The organism is Paraburkholderia sp. 22099, from assembly GCF_052045835.1.
GTDB lineage: Bacteria > Pseudomonadota > Gammaproteobacteria > Burkholderiales > Burkholderiaceae > Paraburkholderia > Paraburkholderia terricola.
In genome coordinates this window covers 25683-44060 of the sequence record NZ_JBQEPU010000013.1, presented here as the reverse complement: position 1 = coordinate 44060, position 18378 = coordinate 25683, and the positions used below count along the sequence as shown (strand labels likewise).

The window sequence follows — 18378 nt, the reverse complement described above, 5'->3', positions numbered from 1 at the left end:
TTCGTGTTCCGAGGCGTGTCTTCGCAGCAAGTTTCGCTGCGAAGACACGCCACGTTTGCTGCTTACTTGGCTGGAGCCGGAGCCGAGGCCGGTGCGGCCGCCGAAGCCGGACCCGATGCGCCCGGAACCGGTTGAGTCGGCTTCACCGCCACCGGCGCGGAGGCCGATGTGGCCGGCTTGTTCTGTGCCAGACGCCGCTCGGTCAGCGACTTCGATTCCTGCACGGTCTTGCCTTGCAGCTTATTCAAAGCCTGTTGCAGCATGAAGTCGTCGCCCGAACCGAACTCCACCGGCTTACGCTCACGATCCTTCTGACGCTGTTCAGGCGTCTTCTTGTCGTTCTGCTCCTCGAGCTGGCGCAACTGATCCATGCGTTCCTGTTCGCGCCGTTCCGCTTCCTTCTTCTCGTTCGGATCCTGGGTGTTCGCCAGGTGATTCGAGTAGTCGACTTCGCGAGTGACCAGCGCGTCGTCCGGATCGCCTTCGGCGTATTGATCCACCGCGATGTCAGGACGGATGCCCTTGTTCTGAATCGAACGGCCGCTCGGCGTGTAGTAGTACGCCGTGGTCAGGCGCAGCGCGGTTTCGGCCGTCATGGGCCGGACGGTTTGCACCGAGCCTTTGCCGAAGGTGGTCTTGCCGACGATCAGCGCGCGGTGCTGATCCTGCAGCGCGCCCGCGACGATTTCCGAAGCCGACGCCGAGTAGGCGTTGGTCAGCACGACCATCGGCACGGTCTTGAAGATCGGCGCTTCGTCCTTCAGCGGATCGCTGTCGAAGGATTGCAAGCGGTAGTTGTCGTAGGTGTCGCGATAGACCTGTTTCGAATCCGGAATCTGCCCGTTGGTGGACACCACCACCGAATTCGGCGGCAGGAATGCGCCCGCGACGCCGACCGCGCTTTGCAGCAGACCGCCGCCGTTGTTGCGCAGGTCGAGCACGAGACCCTTCAGGTTCGGCTGCTGACGCGCGATGTCCTGCAGCCTCGCGGCGAGGTCAGGCGTGGTGCGTTCCTGGAAGCTGGTGATGCGGACGTACGCATAGCCCGGCGCGAGGATCTTCATCTTGACCGACTGGACCTTGATGATCGCGCGCGTGACCGTAAGCGGGAACGTGCGGTCGTCGGTCTTGCGGAAAATGGTGAGCGTGACCTTGGTGCCCGGCTCGCCGCGCATCTGCTTGACCGCCTGGTCGAGCGTCATGCCGCGCACGGGCTTGTCGTTGATACGCGTGATCAGGTCGCCCGGACGAATGCCAGCGCGGAACGCCGGCGTGTCTTCGATCGGCGAGATCACCTTGATCAGGCCGTCTTCCGACGAGATTTCGATGCCGAGCCCCGCGAAGCGACCCTTGGTCTGCTCCTGCAGTTCTTCGTAATCGGTCTTGTCGAGGTACGACGAGTGCGGGTCGAGGCTCGACACCATGCCCTTGATCGCGGCGGTGAGGAGCTTTTTGTCGTCGACCGGTTCGACGTACTCATGCTTGATCTGCCCGAACACTTCGGCAAAGAGCCTGAGCTGGTCCAGCGGCAGCGGGGTTGCCGTGGCGCTGGCGGGTTGCTGGGCCGAGGCCGAGAGTTGCAGGGTGGCAAATGCGCCAGTAGCAAGGCCCGCGGCAATCAGGCCGATAGTTTTCAGGTTCTTTCGCATAGAGTCTGTTGCGGTCGGAAGCGCGTGGCAGCGTCGATAGAGATGGGGACGGACAAGTATAACTGCACACCCGCGCACTCAGGGCGCGGTGCGGGCAATCGTGATTCGACAGCACATGCCGGGCCTGGTTCGACGGAATGTGCCCCATCGCCGAAGTCATGCACCGCAAGCGGCGGATGCCGGCCACGAGCGCGCCTGGGCGATGCTAGCCGCGTCTCTGCCGTTCGGCGCGGGGCTGCGCCGTTTGCCGCGCCCAGCCGTATTTTTCATCGGAGGGCGGCGGCCGGACGACGCGATCAGCCCGCCTTGCCTTGCTTGGCGACCGCGGCTTGCGCCTTCGCGATCGCTTCCTGGTCGCCCAGATAATAGTGCTTGATTGGCTTCAGGTTCTCGTCGAGTTCATAGACGAGCGGCACGCCGTTCGGAATGTTCAGCCCGACGATGTCCGCGTCCGAAATATCGTCCAGGTACTTCACCAGCGCGCGGATCGAGTTGCCGTGCGCCGCGATCACCACCTTGCGGCCCGACTTGATGGCCGGCGCGATCGACTCGTTCCACAGCGGCAGCACTCGCGCCACGGTGTCTTTCAGGCACTCGGTGAGCGGCAGTTGCTCGCGCGGCACCTTGGCATAGCGCGGATCGTCGTAGGGCGCGCGTTCGTCCGACGGCTCGAGCGCCGGCGGCGGCGTGTCGTAGCTGCGGCGCCAGACCAGCACCTGTTCGTCTCCAAACTTGGCGGCGGTTTCGGCCTTGTTCAGACCCGACAGCGCGCCATAATGACGCTCGTTCAGACGCCACGAATGCACCACCGGCAGGTACATCAGATCCATCTGGTCCTGTACGTGCCACAAGGTGCGGATCGCGCGCTTGAGCACCGATGTGTAGGCGATGTCGAACGTGTAGTCCGATTCCTTCAGCAGCACGCCCGCTTGCTGCGCCTCACGATTACCCTGCTCGGTGAGGTCGACGTCGACCCAGCCCGTGAAGCGGTTTTCCTTGTTCCACGTCGATTCGCCGTGGCGGATGAGAACGAGTTTGTACATGAGATTGCCGGTCGGTAGTAAGGAAGCGGTAAAGCGCGGCGAGCTTGCTCGCGAGGAGCGCCGCCATCGCGTCAGACGGTTATTTTATAATGGCCGGATTGCCCTTTTCGATTTCTCTCTTTTTCGGCGGATTTTCCGTGAAGTTTTTCACTGATTACACAAACCTTGTACTGATCGCGATCGTCCTCATCTCCGGTGGGTTGCTGCTGTGGCCGACGATCAGCCGGCGCGGCCGCGGTGGCCTGTCGGCCGCTGAAGCCACGCAACTGATCAACCGGCGCAACGCGGCGGTCATCGATCTGCGGCCGTCCGCCGAGTTCGCCAAGGGTCATTTGCCCGCGGCGCGACACCTGGAATTCGCGGAGCTGCAGGCGAAAGTCGCGCAGCTTGTGAAGAACAAGAGCAACCCGGTGCTGCTGGTCTGCCAGAACGGCCAGCAGTCGAACAAGGCGGCGCGTATCGTTCAGGATGCAGGGTACGCCGAAGTCCACGTTCTGGAAGGCGGCGTCGACGCCTGGCAGAAAGCCGGCATGCCGGTGGTGAAACAAGGAGTAGCCAAGTGAATAAAGTCATCATGTACAGCACGCAGGTGTGCCCGTATTGCCAGATGGCCGAACGTCTTTTAAAGTCGCGCGGCGTCGAGCACGTTGAGAAGGTACTGATCGACAAGGACCCGGCCCGCCGCGAGGAAATGATGACGCGGACCGGCCGCCGCACGGTGCCGCAGGTGTTCATCGGCGAGACGCATGTCGGCGGGTACGATGACCTTTCCGCGCTCGATCGCGCGGGCGGTTTGATGCCTCTGCTCGAAGAAGCCGCCTGAATTCGCGGCGCCCGCGCGCCGCATGAGCAGGGCGGGTGAAATACAAGCCGGCGCATCCCGGCCTTTACAGGGCGGGCGATGCGCCGCAACGATCTGGCGGCCCTTGAAGCCATGGGCCGCCGCTATGCACATCCATCAGGGAACCATTCAATCATGTCCGACGAGAATAACCAGCCGTTCTTCAACATCCAGCGCATCTACCTGAAGGACATGTCGCTCGAGCAGCCGAATTCGCCGGGCATCTTCCTCGAGCAGGAAATGCCCTCGGTCGAAGTCGAAGTCGACGTGAAGGCCGAACGCCTCGCCGACACCGTGTTCGAAATTCTCGTCACGGGCACGGTCACGGCCAAGGTGTCGGAGAAGGTCGCGTTCCTCATCGAAGCCAAGCAAGCCGGCATTTTCGACATCCGCAACATTCCGGCCGAACAGATCGATCCGCTGGTCGGCATTGCCTGCCCGACGATCCTTTTCCCGTATCTGCGCTCGAACATCGCCGACGCAATTACCCGCGCCGGTTTCCCGCCGATCCATCTGGCCGAGATCAACTTCCAGGCGCTGTACGAGCAACGTCTCGCGCAAATGGGCGGCCAGGACGGCGCGGCGCAAAACGGCGTCACGCATTAACGCGCCACGGGCGGTGCCGGCTATGAAGGTTGCCGTACTCGGCGCCGGTGCATGGGGCACGGCCCTCGCCGGCCATCTGGCCGCGCGGCACGACACGGTGTTGTGGGCGCGCGAGCCAGCGCTCGTCGCCGAGCTCCGCGCTTCGCGCGAAAACACCCGCTACCTGGCGGGCGTTGCCTTGCCGCCGGCGCTTCGCTATGAAGCTGACCTGGGCGCGGCACTCGATCACGCGCTCGCCGACGACGCGTTATGCGTCGTCGCAACGCCCGTGGCCGGACTGCGCGGTCTCTTTCAGGCGATGCGGGATGCGGGCAAGGTGCCGGCGCACGTAATCTGGCTGTGCAAGGGTTTTGAAGCCGACTCGCAGTTGTTGCCGCATCAGGTGGTCGCAGCCGAACTGCCGGGGCATGGCAGCAACGGCGTACTCTCGGGTCCGAGTTTCGCGCGCGAAGTCGGCCAGGGCTTGCCGGTTGCGCTGACGATCGCGAGTGTGTCGGCAGCATGTCGCGAGCGCACGGTCGCCGCGTTCCATCACGGCGCCATGCGCATCTATACCGGCGACGACGTCGTCGGGGTGGAGGTGGGCGGCGCGGTGAAGAACGTGCTGGCGATCGCAACGGGCATCGCCGACGGCCTCGGTCTCGGTCTCAACGCACGCGCGGCGCTGATCACGCGCGGTCTCGCGGAAATGTCACGGCTGGGCGTGACGCTCGGCGGACGGGCCGAAACGTTCACCGGCTTGACCGGCCTCGGCGATCTGATTCTCACCGCAACGGGGGACCTGTCGCGCAATCGCACGGTCGGCATGCAACTCGCCGCGGGTCGTACGCTCGACGACATTCTCGGCGGCCTCGGTCACGTGGCCGAAGGCGTGCGTTGCGCGCAGGCCGTGCTGGCGATCGCGCGCGCTCACGCGATCGAGATGCCCATCACGCAAGCGGTGTGCACCGTGCTGTTCGACGGCATAGCGCCTCGCGACGCCGTCAGCGCCCTGCTGCGGCGCGATTCCAAAGCCGAATAGGCGCCACCTTACAGTTCGAGTCTTCAACCGTTCAGCGCGCAAAAGTGCTGAACGGTTGCCCCATCTCGCTGTCCACGTTTTATCGACGCTTCGGACCAGCGAGGTTCCCATGTTCACCTTCAATCGTTGCACGCTCGAAGCACGCGTGGTCGACATCACGACGCTCGGCGTGGATGCGATCGTCAACGCGGCGAATACGTCGTTGTTAGGCGGAGGCGGCGTGGATGGCGCGATTCATCGCGCGGCCGGCAAGGAGTTGCTGCATGAATGCGAGCAGCTCGGCGGCTGCGCGACCGGCGACGCGAAGCTCACCGGCGGCTACCGCCTGCCTGCCAAACATGTGGTCCATGCGGTCGGCCCGGTCTGGCGAGGCGGGGCGCACGGCGAAGCCGACCTGCTCGCGTCCTGCTATCAGCGTTCGCTCGAAGTGGCGCGCGAGGCGGATTGCAAGAGCATCGCGTTTCCCGCGATCAGCTGCGGCATCTACCGTTTCCCCGCCGACGAAGCGGTGCGGATTGCGGTCGGCACCGTACTCGAAAACTTGCCGCGCGCGCCGCGGATCGAGCGGGTGATATTCGCCTGTTTCGACGATGCAATGCTTGCGCGCTACGAAGCCGAATTGAAGCGCCGTCACGCGCCGCCCTCGAAGCCGGTCTGACGCCAGGCCTCGAACACCACCACCGCCACCGTATTCGACAGATTCAGGCTGCGATTGCCGGGGCGCATCGGCAGACGCACGCGCTGCTCGTTGGCGAACTGGTCGAGCACCGAGTCGGGCAGGCCGCGCGTTTCGGCGCCGAACACGAACCAGTCGCCGGATTGAAACGCATGCTCGTGAAAGCGACCCGAGCCGCGTGTGGTGAAGGCGAACATACGCGCCGGGTCCGGTGATTCCTTGGCGACGAACGCCGACCAATCGGCATGCACGTTCATTTGCGCATACTCGTGATAGTCGAGACCCGCGCGGCGCATCCTGGCGTCGTCGAGCGGAAAGCCGAGCGGCTCGATCAGATGCAGCCGCGCGCCGGTGTTGGCGCACAGACGGATGACGTTGCCGGTGTTCGGCGGAATTTCTGGTTCTACGAGAACGACGTTGAACATGATGAGACCAGGTGGAGACTAGTTTTTCGGTGTGCGCAGCGCGACGAAGTTGGTGACCCGCCGCGCACCGGCGGCTTTGAGCGTGCTTGCCAGCGCCTCGAGCGTGGCGCCGGTCGTCATCACATCGTCGACGATGCCGACATGCAGGCCTTGCACCGGTTCGGCCACCTTGAAGGCGCGGCCCACGTTCAGCCGGCGCGCCTCCAGGTCGAGCCGCGATTGCGGCGCGGTATGGATCACGCGATGCAGCAAGGTGGCGTTGCCGCGCACAGTCAGCGCGCGGGCCAACGGCCTCGCGATTTGCCATGCCTGGTTGTAGCCGCGCTCGGTGAGACGTTGGCGGGCGAGCGGCACGGGCGCGATCACATCGGGCCGCGCCGATCTGTCCTGCCACGAGTCTTGCGCGAGCCGAGCGAGGCGTAGCGCGAACTCGCGCGCCAGCATCAACCGGGCGCGAAATTTCAGGCCGAGCGCCAACGCGTCGAGCGGTGGACGGTAATCCGCCAACGCGAGGGTCGCGTCGAACGAGGGCGGCTCACCGATGCATTCCGCGCAGCGATAGTAGGCACGGCTCGCCGCTCGCATCTCGGACAAGGGCTCGGCGCATACCGTGCACCGCAATCGGCTTTCATTCCAATACGCTTCGTCGCAACCGGCGCACAGTGTCTTATGCGACAAATCGCCGCATAACGCGCACAGATTCGGCAGCACGGCTTGGGTCACATGCGGCCATGCCGAACGCAAGCCGTGTGCAAAACGAACGAAGCGCGTGGTCGAACCGCCGGGGAATGAAGAAAACAGACGGAATGGCATGATTCGACCGCCCGAAGGCCTTTCGCACTGAATGAAGGGAAGCGAACGAGTATACTTCGGGCTCCACGCCAGTACGACACTCATGCCCCCAACTTCCGCTCAATCCGGCCGTCCGGCCTATGATTCCCGGCGTCTGCGGCGGATTTTCGACCGCCGTGCCGCGACCTTCGACGAGGTCGCCTTCCTGCCGCGCGAAATCGCCCAGCGCATGCGCGAGCGTCTCGATTACATCAAGGTGACGCCGGCGAGCGTCCTCGATGCCGGCTGCGGGGCGGGCGAAGACATTCCCGCGCTGCGTGAGCGCTTTCCCGAGGCGCCGGTGTTCGGCTCCGATCTCTCGCATGGCATGCTCAGCCGCGCGCTGCGCCACGATTCCGGCGACACGAGTTGGCGGCGATTTCTGCCGGCAACGCTCGGCAAGGCGCTCGGCGCCCGCGGCCCACGATTCGCGCAGGCCGACTTCTCGGCGCTGCCGTTCGCGGCCGGCGCCTTCGAATTCATCTGGTCAAACCTCGCGCTGCACTGGCATTCGCGTCCCGATCTCGTCTTTCCAGAATGGCAGCGGGTGCTGAAGGTCAACGGGCTCCTGATGTTCAGCACGCTCGGCCCTGATTCGCTCAAGGAGTTGCGCGGCGCCTATGCGGAAGTCGAGGCCGCGCACGGCGTCGTCATGCGCAAGCACGTGATCGACTTTGTCGATATGCATGATCTGGGCGACATGCTGGTCGAGAGCGGCTTCGAGATTCCAGTGATGGACCAGGAAACGCTCACGATCACCTACAAGTCCCCCGAGTCGCTGCTCGCGGACGTGCGCCGCTGGGGCGCCTATCCGTTTGAGCGCGAAGCGTCGTCGAGTGCCGCCGCACGCAGGCTGCACAAGGCACTGCTCGGGGCGCTCGAAGCCCGTCGGCGCGCGGACGGCACCATCGCGCTGACCTTCGAGGTGATCTACGGACACGCATGGAAAGCCGTGCCGCGCACCACGGCCGAAGGTCATGGCATCGTGCGGATCGAGGATATCGGACGAGGTTCCTCGAGGAACCGTTGAGGAATCAACGAGGCGGTAAAGCGGGCATCTGTTATGCCCGAAATTACCGCTTCGAAGGACGCGCAAAAGGTGCGTCAAAACGGCGCGGAGGCTTGTCACGCCTGGCTTGTGAGCCAGCCGAGGCTTGCTTGTGGATGCTATGGATCGCGCCTATAATGCGTCAGTTTGTCGCCCGGAGTTCCCACATTTGGGGCGGCAGGCCCGAGACGCAGGGCTGCAAAATGAAGTGGCGCGGCGGTGTAGCGAGCGGCCGCATGGTGGTCGCGAGCACTGTCCGCAGCCGGGGATTCGCAGGAGGCTGCGATGGAAGCATCAGATCTGCTGGCGGATTCGGAACCGGTCCTCAAAGACTGGATCATGAAGCGCAACTGTTCGATGTCTCCACGGCAGTTCGTATGTCTCTACGTGTCGCTTGCGTTGTTCTCGTTGGCAATTGCTTTCATGCTGGTTCTGGTCGGCGCCTGGCTGGTGTTGCCGTTCACCGGTATCGAATTGCTGGCGGTGGGCGTCGCGTTTGCCATCTATGCGCGTCATGCTGTTGATTACGAGCGCATCCGGCTGTTTCAGAACCGGCTCGTGATCGAGCAGGTCAGCGGCGAGCGGCTCACGCAATTTGAATTCAATCCGCGCTGGGTGCGGATCGAGGCGGGCGCAACGCCGCGCGAGCAGATCAAACTGATCTCGCGCGGGCAGACGGTCATGATCGGGCAACATCTCGCGCAGTATCGGCGCGCGCAGTTCGCAGGCGAACTGCGCATGTGGCTCACACGTTGCTAGACGTGTCGAGCGCGCGGCGTTCACGGGGAGCGCGGGGCAGCCTGCCGGCGGGGTCGAGGGTTTGAATGGAAATTTTGGGTAAGGAAGCTATGAAAACAATCAAGCGAGCCCTCATGGGCGTGCTGGCGACGAGCGGACTGCTTTTCGCCGGTGCCGCCCTGGCAGTGGGCGATGTTCCGGGCGGCCCTGCCGTCAACGAGATCAATCTCCAGCCGCCTGTGACGAAAATCGCTGAGGAGCTCTACAGCCTTCACACGTTCATGCTGATTCTTTGCACGGTGATCTTCATCGGCGTGTTCGCTGTGATGTTCTATTCGATCTTTGCTCACCGCAAATCGAAAGGCCACAAGGCTTCGAATTTCCACGAAAGCACCACCGTCGAAATCATCTGGACGATCGTGCCGTTCGTCATCGTCGTGCTGATGGCGCTGCCCGCCACCAAGACCGTCGTCGCGATGAAGGACACCACGAACGCCGACGTCACCATCAAGGTCACCGGCTATCAGTGGAAATGGGGCTACGACTACGTGAAGGGTCCGGGCGAGGGCATCAGTTTCCTGTCCACGCTCTCCACGCCGCGTGCGGAAACCGACGGTCGTCAGCCGATTTCCACTACCTATCTGCAGGAAGTCGACAATCCGCTCGTCGTTCCAGTCAACAGCAAGATCCGCATCATCACCACCGCGAACGACGTGGTCCACTCCTGGTACGTGCCGGCTTTCGGCGTGAAGCAGGACGCGATTCCGGGTTTCGTGCGCGACACGTGGTTCAAGGCGGAAAAGGTCGGCACGTTCCGCGGCTTCTGTACCGAACTGTGCGGCAAGGAACACGCGTTCATGCCGGTGGTGGTCGAGGTGCTGTCCGCCGACGACTACGCGAAGTGGGTCGACACGCAGAAGAAGAAAATGGCGGCCGGCAAGGACGACCCGAACAAGACCTACACGTTGGCCGAGTTGATGGAGCGCGGCGGCAAGGTGTACGCGGCGAATTGCGCGGTCTGCCATCAGCCGACCGGCAAGGGCGCGGGCGCATTCCCGGCGATCGACGGCAGCAAGGTCGCGCACGGCCCGCTGGCCGAGCACGTAAGCCTCGTGCTGAAGGGCAAGAACGCGATGCCTGCGTGGGCGCCGACGCTGAACGACGTCGAGATCGCCTCGGTCATCACATACGAACGTAACGCGTGGAGCAACCACACGGGCGACATTCTCCAGCCGAAGCAGGTGGCGGACGCGCGTAACGGCAAGCTGCCCGAAGGCGGCAACCATCTGGCCGACGCAGGCGCCGCGGCGAGCGGTGCCGAAGCGGCTTCGGGTGCGGCGGCAGCTTCGGGCGCCTCGGGCGCGGAAGCAGCCGCGGGCGCTTCGGACAGCGCGGCCGCAGCGCAAGCGGCATTGCCGGCAAGCGTCTACTTCGAAACGGGCAAGAGCACGCTGCCGGCCGACGCGAAAGCGGCGGTCGAGGCGGCCGCGGCTTACGCGAAGGCGCATCCGGACGCGAAGTTCACGCTGTCCGGTTTCACCGACGCAACCGGTTCCGCCGACACCAACGCCAAGCTCGCGAAGAGCCGCGCCGAAGCCGTGCGCGACGCGTTGAAAGCAGCCGGCATCGCCGAAGACCACATTATTTTGAAGAAGCCGGAAACGATCACGGGCGGCAGCGACGCGAAAGAAGCCCGGCGTGTTCAGATCAGCCCGGCTGCCTGACGTGTTCATGGTCAGCATCGCAGTATTTGCTTTAGGAGATTGTCATGTCTAGCATCGGACACGATGTAGTCGCGGGCCACGAGCACGTGCACGGCGACCATGCCCACGAAACGCCGCATGGCTGGCGCCGTTGGCTGTTCGCAACCAATCACAAGGACATCGGTACGCTGTACCTGATCTTCTCGTTCGTCATGTTCCTCTCCGGGGGCGTGATGGCGCTGATGATCCGTGCCGAACTGTTCGAGCCGGGTTTGCAGATCATGCGCCCCGAGTTCTTCAACCAGTTGACCACCATGCACGGCCTGATCATGGTGTTCGGCGCGATCATGCCGGCGTTCGTCGGCTTCGCGAACTGGATGGTGCCGCTGCAGATCGGCGCATCGGACATGGCTTTCGCGCGGATGAACAACTTCAGCTTCTGGCTGCTGCCGGTGGCGGCTGTCCTGCTGGTCGGTTCATTCTTCTCGCCGGGCGGCGCGACCGCCGCCGGCTGGACGCTCTATGCGCCGTTGTCCACGCAGATGGGCCCCGGCATGGACTTCGCGATTTTCGCGGTCCACCTGATGGGCGCTTCGTCGATCATGGGCGGGATCAACATCGTCGTGACGATCCTGAACATGCGCGCGCCCGGCCTCACGCTGATGAAAATGCCGATGTTCGTCTGGACATGGCTGATCACCGCATACCTGCTGATTGCCGTGATGCCGGTTCTCGCAGGCGCGATCACCATGGTGCTGTTCGACCGTCACTTCGGCACGTCGTTCTTCAACGCGGCCGGCGGCGGCGACCCGGTCATGTACCAGCATATCTTCTGGTTCTTCGGGCACCCCGAGGTGTACATCATGATCTTGCCGGCGTTCGGAATCGTGTCGCAGGTGATTCCGGCGTTCTCGCGCAAGCCGCTGTTCGGCTATAGCTCGATGGTGTACGCAACCTCGTCGATCGCGATTCTGTCGTTCATGGTCTGGGCGCACCACATGTTCGCAACCGGCATGCCGGTGACGGGCCAACTGTTCTTCATGTACGCCACGATGCTGATCGCGGTGCCGACAGGCGTGAAGGTGTTCAACTGGGTCGCGACGATGTGGCGCGGTTCGCTGAGCTTCGAAACGCCTATGCTGTTCGCGGTCGGCTTCCTGCTGGTGTTCACGTTCGGCGGTCTGTCGGGCCTGATGCTCGCGATGGCGCCGCTCGACATTCAGTATCACGGCACCTACTTCGTGGTGGCGCACTTCCACTACGTGCTGGTGGCGGGGTCGCTCTTCGCGCTCTTCTCCGGCTGGTACTACTGGGCGCCGAAGTGGACCGGCTGGATGTACAACGAAACGCGCGGCAAGATCCACTTCTGGGCGTCGATGTTCTTCTTCAACCTCGCCTTCCTGCCGATGCACTTCGTCGGTCTCGCAGGCATGCCGCGTCGCTACGCCGACTATCCGGCCCAGTTCACCGACTGGAACCAGGTCATCTCGATCGGCGCTTTCGGTTTTGGTCTGGCGCAGGTGTACTTCCTGTTCGCGGTTGCATTGCCGGCCTACCGTGGCGGCGGCGACCATGAAAAGGCCGGCGACAAGCCGTGGGACGGCGCAACGGGCCTCGAGTGGACCGTGCCGAGTCCGGCTCCGTTCCACACGTTCGAAAACCCGCCGACGGTCGAGTAATCGTCAGCCAGCGCGATAGCCGGTTTCGGCGGCGGCGCGGATAGCGCGTCGCCCTCCGAGCCGGCAGCCGTAGCGGCGGTTTCCGCCGTGTCACAAAGGTATTCAGAAGCTTGAGCATGACGCGCAATCCACAGGAAAGACGTACGCCGGAACAGATTCGCGCAAGCAACAGGCGGATTGGACTTGTGATGTTCGCCATCGCAGCGATATTTTTTGCGAGCGTCATCATCAATCAGGCGTGGTTCTCCTGACGCGGCGGTTGAAGTCCGTTTGCAGGTTTGTTGAGGATTGAGATGTCGACGCAACCGCCGGCTCAGGCCGACCGCTCTTTTAACCGTTCGATGCTGATCAAGCTGTTCGTGGTCGCGTTGATGATGTTCGGTTTCGGTTTTGCGCTGGTGCCGATGTACCGCGCGATCTGCGAGATCACCGGCATCAACAACCTCGTGCAGCGTGATGCCACGGCGCGCGAGGCGAAGAATACGCAGGTCGACATGAGCCGCACGATTTCGATCGAATTCGACGCGAACGCGCGCGGCCCGTTGGGTTTCAAGCCGGAACAGCGCAGCCTCGACGTGCACCCGGGCGAAGTGACGACGGTGATGTACGAGGTCAGCAACGAGCAGGCGCGCACGATTCAGGCGCAAGCCATTCCGAGCTACGCGCCGAAACAGGCCACCGAGTACTTCAGGAAGATCGAGTGTTTTTGCTTTACGCAGCAGACGTTGACCGCGAATCAGACCAAGCGGATGCCGGTGGTGTTCGTGGTCGATCCGAAGTTGCCGAAGGATGTGAAAACGATCACGTTGTCGTACACATTCTTTGAATTGAGCACGCCGGCCGCGGCGAAGACCGGAAGCGCGGCGCTCCCGGCCAATACGGCGGCAACCGCCGCCAACCCCGCTTGACGGCATGAGCCGCTGGCGAAGGAAGACGAGATGAGCAATAACGGCGGCAGTCCGCGCAAGAGCAGTTTTGGCCAGTCGATGCGAGCCGTGCTCTGGTCGTTTTTCGGCGTGCGCAAGCGCCGCGATCTGGAAGCGGACGCCACGCAGTTGAACCCGCTGCATGTGATTGCGGCGGCGTTGATCTGCGCGGCCGTTTTCATCGGCGTGCTGATCCTGGTCGTGCGGACCGTGGTGGGTTGAAGCGGTAGGCGCGTGCAGGATACAGGGCGAAGCAAAGCCCACGAATTAGAGTGAAGCGGTGCGGTATCGACGCGCCGCCGAAGATACAGCCGGAGATTCCGGAACAACTGGACTGAAGTGGAGAATCAAGAATGAGCGGTCAAAACGAGAGCCCGTACTATTTCGTACCGCATCCGTCGCGGCATCCGATTAGCGCCGCGGTTGGGTTGCTGGTCATGCTCGGATCGCTGGCGGCCTGGATCAACGCGCATGACTGGGCGCCGATTGGCGTTGTCGTCGGTTTGTTGTGGCTGCTCTTTACCTTGTGGCACTGGTTCGGCGACGCGATCGCCGAGTCGGAGGGCGGCATGTACGGCAAGAATGTCGACAAGTCGTACCGCTGGAGCATGAGCTGGTTCATCTTCTCCGAAGTGATGTTCTTCGGCGCGTTCTTCGGCGCGCTGTTCTACGCGCGCGAAATCGCGCTGCATCAACTCGGCAGCCTCGATTACAAGCTGATCTGGCCGGACTTCTCCGCGGTGTGGCCGAACAATGGTCCGGCAGCGCTGGTCTCGACCTTCAAGTCGATGCAGCCGTGGCCGATCCCGACCATCAACACGGCGCTGCTGCTGTCCTCGGGCGCCACGCTGACCGTTTCGCACCACGCGCTGCGCGAAGATCATCGCAAGAAGGCGATGATCTGGCTGGCGGCTACGCTCGTGCTCGGCGTCGTCTTTCTGTTCTTTCAGGGCTACGAGTATTTTCACGCTTACCACGAACTGAACCTGACGCTGGCCTCGGGCGTGTACGGTTCGACGTTCTTCCTGCTGACGGGCTTCCACGGTTTCCACGTGTTCCTCGGCGGCACGATGCTGGCGGTGGTGCTGGCGCGCATGATTCGCGGCCACTTCACGGCGGAGCATCACTTCGCGTTCGAAGGCGCCGCCTGGTACTGGCACTTTGTCGACGTGGTGTGGCTGGGGCTGTACGTCGTGGTGTATTGGCTGTAACGCAGTCCGGCTTGCGTCCGCCGGTTCGCCGGAATCGCATGAGAAGCCGGTCGCGCAACGTCTGTGAAGGACGCGGCGCATAAGGAACGGATCAGCGCCGCCCTCGACCCTGTCAGGGCGGCGTTTTGTTTAGCGGAGTGGGGGACTTTCCGCCGGGCTCAACGCCCGTAAGGAATACCGGTCGACTGAATCCAGCCCATCCAGTGTGCGAACAGGATGAACAGGAACAGCGAGATCGACAGGCCCACCCGCGTGGCGAGCGACCAGACCATCCGCTTGGTTTTGCCCTTGTCATGCATCATGAAGTACAGCGCCGACACCATGCTGGCGATGATCAGGACGAAGGCGACGGGAACGAGAATGTGCATGGAACCAACTGAAAGCGGAAAGCGCATAGGCGAGACGATCATTATCTCACCGCGCGCTAGCGTCTGCCGTACCTTCCCGGTGGTGCGGCGCGCGATGCCGGAGCGCGTTCGATGAAAATTCGCCTCATTCCCGCACTGCTGATTCTGCTGGTGATCGTGGTGACGGTGCGGCTCGGTTTCTGGCAGCGCGAGCGCGCGCATCAAAAGGAAGCGCTCGAAGCGCACATCACGCAGTTCGAGCATGCGCCGGCGCAGCCGGTGAGCAGCCAGGCGGTCGAATTGAAGGACATCGAATTCCATCGCGTGAAGGCGCGCGGCAGTTTCGTCGCGGACAAGGTCGTGTACCTCGATAATCGTCCGTATAACGATCAGCCTGGCTTTTACGTCGTGATGCCTTTTAAACTGGCCGACGGTGGTTATGTGCTGGTCAATCGCGGCTGGTTGCCGCGCAACATGAGCAATCGCGAGACCATCGCGCCGTATGCCACGCCGCAAGGCGAGATCGAAATCGAGGGTATCGCGCGCGCCGATGCTTCGCGCGCTTTCGAGTTGGGGCAGGGCGGTTCTGCCGCGCATCAGTTGATCCGGCAGAATCTGGATATTGCCGCTTACGCTGCGGAAACCGGCCTGCCGTTGCAATCGTTCGTGATCCAGCAATTGAACGACGACGGCGACAAACTGGTGCGCGATTGGCCTGCGCCGACGAGCGGCGTCGAGCGCAATTACGGCTATATGTTCCAGTGGTGGGGCATGGCGGCTGCGGCGCTCGTCTTCGGCGTGTACGCCGCGCGCCGCGCGGCAAAAAAAGAGCACGCGCCGGGCGTGTAACGCAGCGCATGCGGTTTCGTCGGCCACGCACGGGCCGGCGACCGCGCAATCATTGAAAGAGGTTCTGTAGTGTCGACGCAATCTCCCCGTTCGCCGCAAGCCGGCAAATCCGAAGCTCCGAGGCAAGCGATGCCCGGCCAACCCAACGGCAAGGGCTCATGGGAGCGTGGCCGCTGGATCCTGTTGTTGCTGGCGATCGTCTGCGCGGCGCCGATCGTCGTGTCGTATGTCACGTACTACGTGATCAAGCCGACCGGCGGCAGCACGAGTTACGGCAAGCTGGTCGAACCGCAGCGGCCGATCCCCGACTCGCTCATGGTCACGGGCGAGGACGGCAAGCCGCTCAAGTTCGCTTCGCTGCGCGGCCGCTGGCTGCTGATTTCGGTCGACAACAGCGCGTGCGACAAAGCCTGCGTCACCAAGCTCTACTTCATGCGGCAAATCCGCGCGGCGCAGGGACCGGAGCGCGAGCGTGTCGTCGAAGTATGGCTGCGCACCGACGCAGGCAACGTGGCGGACGTGATACAAAAAGCGTATCCCGATACCAACATGCTGGTCGCCGACCCGGCGCAAGTGGCCGCGTGGCTGCCGGCCGATACCGGCACCCAACTCACCGATCACCTCTACATGGTCGATCCGAACGGCAATCTGATGATGCGTTTCCCGAAAGATCCGAACCCCAGCAAGATCAAGGGCGACGTGACCAAGCTGCTCAAATGGTCGAGCATCGGCTGACGCCGCAACCAGGGTAAGAGAGAAGATGTTCGTCCTGCAACTGGCCTTGATCGGCTTGTGTATCGCGCTGTTGCCGCTGTCCTACGTGTGGGTCAAGGCCGACGACAACAAATTCCGCAAGCTGGTCTGGCTCACCACTTTCCTGACGCTCGACCTGGTGATGTTCGGCGGCTTCACGCGCCTCACCGATTCCGGCCTCGGCTGTCCCGACTGGCCGGGCTGCTACGGCACGTCGTCGCCGTTCATCGCGCATGCGGCGATCACTGCCGCGCATCAGGCGATGCCCACCGGCCCAGTCAGCATGACGAAGGCATGGATTGAAATGATCCACCGCTACTTCGCCATGGCGATCGGCGTGCTGATCATCGCGCAGACGGTGATTGCGTGGACGGCGCGCATCAAGCGCCGCCCGCTGCATGTGTCGCCGTGGTGGCCGACCTCGTTGTTGCTGCTGATTCTGGTACAGGGCGCATTCGGCGCATGGACCGTGACGATGAAACTGCAACCGGTGATCGTGACGATTCACTTGCTGCTCGGTCTCGCGCTGCTCGGCACGCTCGGCTGGCTGGCCGCCCGGCAGACGCCGTTGCCCGCTTACGAACCCGAAGCCGCGCGCTGGCGCGCGGCGGCCATCGCCGGCCTCGCGCTGCTGATCGTACAGATCGCGTTGGGCGGATGGGTCAGCACGAACTACGCCGTGCTCGCCTGCACGGACTTCCCGACCTGCAACGGCCAATGGGTCCCGTCAATGGGCTTCGAGCACGGCTTCCACCTGTGGCGCGCACTCGGGATGACCCGCGACGGCGACATGATCACGCAGGATGCGCTGGTCGCGATTCACTGGACGCACCGCACGTTCGCGATCGTGGTGGTCGCCTATCTGGTGTGGTTCGCGCTGAAACTGCGCCGCTTCGAGTCGCTGCGCCGTCCGGCGGACGGCGTGCTGCTGGTCGTGCTGATCCAGTTCATCACCGGCCTGTCGAACATCGTTTTGCAATGGCCGCTTCCCGTTGCGGTTGCCCATAACGGCGGCGCGGCGATCCTGCTGCTGCTACTCGTTATGCTAAACTTTCGAATCGCTTCTAGCCGTCCCGGCCGCGCCGCGTTGCCCGCGCGCGATGCCGCGCCAGCGTGACCCACATGGACAGCACAACTCTCTCCCAAACGCCCGGCAGCCGGGTCTCCCAGTACATCGCCCTGACCAAGCCGCGCGTCACGCAGCTTGCGGTGTTCTGCGCGGTCATCGGCATGTTTCTGTCGACGCCCGGCATGGTGCCGTGGACCGTGCTGATCGGCGGCACCGTCGGCATCTGGCTGCTGGCCGGCGCGGCGTTCGCCATCAATTGCCTCGTCGAACAGAAAATCGACGCGAAGATGCGCCGCACCTCATGGCGGCCGTCCGCGCGCGGCGAAATCACCACCACGCAGATCCTGTCGTTTTCGGCCGTGCTCGGCGGCCTCGGCATGTGGACGCTTTACACGTTCGCCAATGCGCTGACCATGTGGCTGACGCTGGCCACCTTCGTCGGCTATGCGGTCATCTATACGCTGCTGCTCAAGCCCGCCACGCCCCAGAACATCGTGATCGGCGGCGCCTCGGGCGCAATGCCGCCGGCGCTCGGCTGGGCCGCGGTCACCGGCCACGTGCCTGGGGACGCATGGATTCTCGTGCTGATCATCTTCGTGTGGACGCCGCCGCATTTCTGGGCGCTCGCGCTCTATCGCCGCAAAGACTACGAAAACGCCGGCTTGCCGATGTTGCCGAACACGCACGGCGAGAAGTACACGCGTCTGCATATCCTGCTCTACACGGTGATCCTGTTCGCGGTCACGATGATGCCGTTCATCTCCGGCATGAGCGGCGTGGTGTACCTCGCGGCGGCGGCGCTGCTCGGCGCCGTGTTCCTCGCGTATGCGTGGAAGATCTATCGGGAGTATTCGGACGATCTGGCGCGTAGAACCTTCCGTTATTCGATCGTCTATCTGTCGCTGCTGTTCGCCGCGCTGCTGATCGACCATTACGCACGCGTCCTGATCGGCGTTTAATCCC

22 protein-coding genes are annotated in these 18378 nt (G+C 63.3%); 17 read left to right on the top strand and 5 right to left on the bottom strand.

Features of this window, described 5'->3' with window-relative positions:
• Window positions 1–62: 62 nt before the first annotated feature.
• Window positions 63–1649, bottom strand: a complete 1587-nt coding sequence (locus ACTJLC_RS14440) for a S41 family peptidase (RefSeq protein WP_073429362.1) — start codon at window positions 1647–1649, stop codon at window positions 63–65.
• Between the two features lie 296 nt (window positions 1650–1945).
• Window positions 1946–2692, bottom strand: coding sequence for a 2,3-diphosphoglycerate-dependent phosphoglycerate mutase (gpmA, locus tag ACTJLC_RS14435; RefSeq protein ID WP_073429363.1), 747 nt, complete (start codon window positions 2690–2692; stop codon window positions 1946–1948).
• 137 nt (window positions 2693–2829) lie between these two features.
• Between gpmA and ACTJLC_RS14430 the strand changes: the two genes are divergently transcribed.
• The 5 genes from ACTJLC_RS14430 to ACTJLC_RS14410 all read left to right on the top strand — a co-directional run bounded on the left by ACTJLC_RS14430 (window position 2830) and on the right by ACTJLC_RS14410 (window position 5818).
• Window positions 2830–3255 (top strand): rhodanese-like domain-containing protein, encoded by a 426-nt coding sequence (locus tag ACTJLC_RS14430; protein ID WP_073429450.1) that lies wholly within the window; start codon window positions 2830–2832, stop codon window positions 3253–3255.
• A complete protein-coding gene (gene grxC, locus ACTJLC_RS14425) occupies window positions 3252–3515 on the top strand; it encodes a glutaredoxin 3 (RefSeq protein ID WP_073429364.1) in 264 nt (87 codons plus the stop codon). Before ACTJLC_RS14430 ends, grxC begins: the two co-directional genes overlap by 4 nt.
• A gap of 153 nt (window positions 3516–3668) precedes the next feature.
• Entirely contained in the window at window positions 3669–4139 is a 471-nt protein-coding gene (secB, locus tag ACTJLC_RS14420; protein ID WP_073429365.1) for a protein-export chaperone SecB, read from the top strand.
• Between the two features lie 22 nt (window positions 4140–4161).
• Window positions 4162–5160 carry an NAD(P)H-dependent glycerol-3-phosphate dehydrogenase gene (locus ACTJLC_RS14415; protein WP_440844303.1) on the top strand — a complete coding sequence of 333 codons (999 nt, stop codon included), beginning with the start codon at window positions 4162–4164 and terminating at the stop codon, window positions 5158–5160.
• A 109-nt stretch (window positions 5161–5269) separates the two neighbouring features.
• Window positions 5270–5818, top strand: coding sequence for an O-acetyl-ADP-ribose deacetylase (locus ACTJLC_RS14410; RefSeq protein WP_073429367.1), 549 nt, complete (start codon window positions 5270–5272; stop codon window positions 5816–5818).
• On the opposite strand, the gene trmL is transcribed toward ACTJLC_RS14410, so the two are convergent.
• On the bottom strand, window positions 5791–6261 hold the full coding sequence (gene trmL / locus ACTJLC_RS14405; RefSeq protein ID WP_073429368.1) for a tRNA (uridine(34)/cytosine(34)/5-carboxymethylaminomethyluridine(34)-2'-O)-methyltransferase TrmL: 471 nt from the start codon (window positions 6259–6261) through the stop codon (window positions 5791–5793). The two genes, ACTJLC_RS14410 and trmL, sit on opposite strands and share 28 nt — an antisense overlap.
• An 18-nt stretch (window positions 6262–6279) precedes the next feature.
• On the bottom strand, window positions 6280–7074 hold the full coding sequence (locus ACTJLC_RS14400; RefSeq protein WP_073429369.1) for a ComF family protein: 795 nt from the start codon (window positions 7072–7074) through the stop codon (window positions 6280–6282).
• 82 nt (window positions 7075–7156) lie between these two features.
• On the opposite strand from ACTJLC_RS14400, the gene ACTJLC_RS14395 reads away from it, so the two are divergent.
• The 8 genes from ACTJLC_RS14395 to ACTJLC_RS14360 all read left to right on the top strand — a co-directional run bounded on the left by ACTJLC_RS14395 (window position 7157) and on the right by ACTJLC_RS14360 (window position 14397).
• Window positions 7157–8122: a methyltransferase domain-containing protein gene (locus tag ACTJLC_RS14395; protein ID WP_440844300.1), complete on the top strand. Its 966-nt coding sequence runs from the start codon at window positions 7157–7159 to the stop codon at window positions 8120–8122.
• Between the two features lie 303 nt (window positions 8123–8425).
• Entirely contained in the window at window positions 8426–8899 is a 474-nt protein-coding gene (locus ACTJLC_RS14390; protein ID WP_073429371.1) for a DUF2244 domain-containing protein, read from the top strand.
• 65 nt (window positions 8900–8964) lie between these two features.
• Window positions 8965–10602 carry a cytochrome c oxidase subunit II gene (gene coxB, locus ACTJLC_RS14385; protein ID WP_310131557.1) on the top strand — a complete coding sequence of 546 codons (1638 nt, stop codon included), beginning with the start codon at window positions 8965–8967 and terminating at the stop codon, window positions 10600–10602.
• Between the two features lie 44 nt (window positions 10603–10646).
• Window positions 10647–12260 carry a cytochrome c oxidase subunit I gene (gene ctaD, locus ACTJLC_RS14380; protein ID WP_073429373.1) on the top strand — a complete coding sequence of 538 codons (1614 nt, stop codon included), beginning with the start codon at window positions 10647–10649 and terminating at the stop codon, window positions 12258–12260.
• A gap of 116 nt (window positions 12261–12376) precedes the next feature.
• Window positions 12377–12511, top strand: a complete 135-nt coding sequence (locus ACTJLC_RS14375; RefSeq protein WP_090518769.1) for a cytochrome oxidase small assembly protein — start codon at window positions 12377–12379, stop codon at window positions 12509–12511.
• Window positions 12512–12553: 42 nt separating this feature from the next.
• Window positions 12554–13168, top strand: coding sequence for a cytochrome c oxidase assembly protein (locus ACTJLC_RS14370; RefSeq protein WP_310131554.1), 615 nt, complete (start codon window positions 12554–12556; stop codon window positions 13166–13168).
• Between the two features lie 30 nt (window positions 13169–13198).
• Window positions 13199–13408 carry a DUF2970 domain-containing protein gene (locus ACTJLC_RS14365; protein WP_073429375.1) on the top strand — a complete coding sequence of 70 codons (210 nt, stop codon included), beginning with the start codon at window positions 13199–13201 and terminating at the stop codon, window positions 13406–13408.
• A gap of 131 nt (window positions 13409–13539) precedes the next feature.
• On the top strand, window positions 13540–14397 hold the full coding sequence (locus tag ACTJLC_RS14360; RefSeq protein WP_073429376.1) for a cytochrome c oxidase subunit 3: 858 nt from the start codon (window positions 13540–13542) through the stop codon (window positions 14395–14397).
• Window positions 14398–14555: 158 nt separating this feature from the next.
• On the opposite strand, the gene ACTJLC_RS14355 is transcribed toward ACTJLC_RS14360, so the two are convergent.
• Window positions 14556–14765 (bottom strand): twin transmembrane helix small protein, encoded by a 210-nt coding sequence (locus ACTJLC_RS14355; protein WP_073429377.1) that lies wholly within the window; start codon window positions 14763–14765, stop codon window positions 14556–14558.
• Between the two features lie 111 nt (window positions 14766–14876).
• Here ACTJLC_RS14355 and ACTJLC_RS14350 point away from each other — a divergent pair, with 111 nt between their 5' ends.
• From ACTJLC_RS14350 to cyoE, 4 genes are all read left to right on the top strand, one after another.
• Window positions 14877–15593: an SURF1 family protein gene (locus ACTJLC_RS14350; protein ID WP_073429378.1), complete on the top strand. Its 717-nt coding sequence runs from the start codon at window positions 14877–14879 to the stop codon at window positions 15591–15593.
• Window positions 15594–15662: 69 nt separating this feature from the next.
• Window positions 15663–16328 carry an SCO family protein gene (locus ACTJLC_RS14345; protein ID WP_374710289.1) on the top strand — a complete coding sequence of 222 codons (666 nt, stop codon included), beginning with the start codon at window positions 15663–15665 and terminating at the stop codon, window positions 16326–16328.
• 25 nt (window positions 16329–16353) lie between these two features.
• Window positions 16354–17463 carry a COX15/CtaA family protein gene (locus ACTJLC_RS14340; protein WP_440844295.1) on the top strand — a complete coding sequence of 370 codons (1110 nt, stop codon included), beginning with the start codon at window positions 16354–16356 and terminating at the stop codon, window positions 17461–17463.
• Window positions 17464–17468: 5 nt separating this feature from the next.
• Window positions 17469–18374: a heme o synthase gene (gene cyoE, locus ACTJLC_RS14335; protein WP_083084739.1), complete on the top strand. Its 906-nt coding sequence runs from the start codon at window positions 17469–17471 to the stop codon at window positions 18372–18374.
• Window positions 18375–18378: the final 4 nt, after the last annotated feature.

Coding starts and splice junctions, on each gene's coding strand:
- ACTJLC_RS14440 (WP_073429362.1), bottom strand. CDS start 1,649: ATGCGAAAGAACCTGAAAACTATCGGCCTGATTGCCGCGGGCCTTGCT.
- gpmA (WP_073429363.1), bottom strand. CDS start 2,692: ATGTACAAACTCGTTCTCATCCGCCACGGCGAATCGACGTGGAACAAG.
- secB (WP_073429365.1), top strand. CDS start 3,669: ATGTCCGACGAGAATAACCAGCCGTTCTTCAACATCCAGCGCATCTAC.
- ACTJLC_RS14415 (WP_440844303.1), top strand. CDS start 4,162: ATGAAGGTTGCCGTACTCGGCGCCGGTGCATGGGGCACGGCCCTCGCC.
- ACTJLC_RS14410 (WP_073429367.1), top strand. CDS start 5,270: ATGTTCACCTTCAATCGTTGCACGCTCGAAGCACGCGTGGTCGACATC.
- trmL (WP_073429368.1), bottom strand. CDS start 6,261: ATGTTCAACGTCGTTCTCGTAGAACCAGAAATTCCGCCGAACACCGGC.
- ACTJLC_RS14400 (WP_073429369.1), bottom strand. CDS start 7,074: ATGCCATTCCGTCTGTTTTCTTCATTCCCCGGCGGTTCGACCACGCGC.
- ACTJLC_RS14395 (WP_440844300.1), top strand. CDS start 7,157: ATGCCCCCAACTTCCGCTCAATCCGGCCGTCCGGCCTATGATTCCCGG.
- ACTJLC_RS14390 (WP_073429371.1), top strand. CDS start 8,426: ATGGAAGCATCAGATCTGCTGGCGGATTCGGAACCGGTCCTCAAAGAC.
- coxB (WP_310131557.1), top strand. CDS start 8,965: ATGGAAATTTTGGGTAAGGAAGCTATGAAAACAATCAAGCGAGCCCTC.
- ctaD (WP_073429373.1), top strand. CDS start 10,647: ATGTCTAGCATCGGACACGATGTAGTCGCGGGCCACGAGCACGTGCAC.
- ACTJLC_RS14375 (WP_090518769.1), top strand. CDS start 12,377: ATGACGCGCAATCCACAGGAAAGACGTACGCCGGAACAGATTCGCGCA.
- ACTJLC_RS14370 (WP_310131554.1), top strand. CDS start 12,554: ATGTCGACGCAACCGCCGGCTCAGGCCGACCGCTCTTTTAACCGTTCG.
- ACTJLC_RS14365 (WP_073429375.1), top strand. CDS start 13,199: ATGAGCAATAACGGCGGCAGTCCGCGCAAGAGCAGTTTTGGCCAGTCG.
- ACTJLC_RS14360 (WP_073429376.1), top strand. CDS start 13,540: ATGAGCGGTCAAAACGAGAGCCCGTACTATTTCGTACCGCATCCGTCG.
- ACTJLC_RS14355 (WP_073429377.1), bottom strand. CDS start 14,765: ATGCACATTCTCGTTCCCGTCGCCTTCGTCCTGATCATCGCCAGCATG.
- ACTJLC_RS14350 (WP_073429378.1), top strand. CDS start 14,877: ATGAAAATTCGCCTCATTCCCGCACTGCTGATTCTGCTGGTGATCGTG.
- ACTJLC_RS14340 (WP_440844295.1), top strand. CDS start 16,354: ATGTTCGTCCTGCAACTGGCCTTGATCGGCTTGTGTATCGCGCTGTTG.
- cyoE (WP_083084739.1), top strand. CDS start 17,469: ATGGACAGCACAACTCTCTCCCAAACGCCCGGCAGCCGGGTCTCCCAG.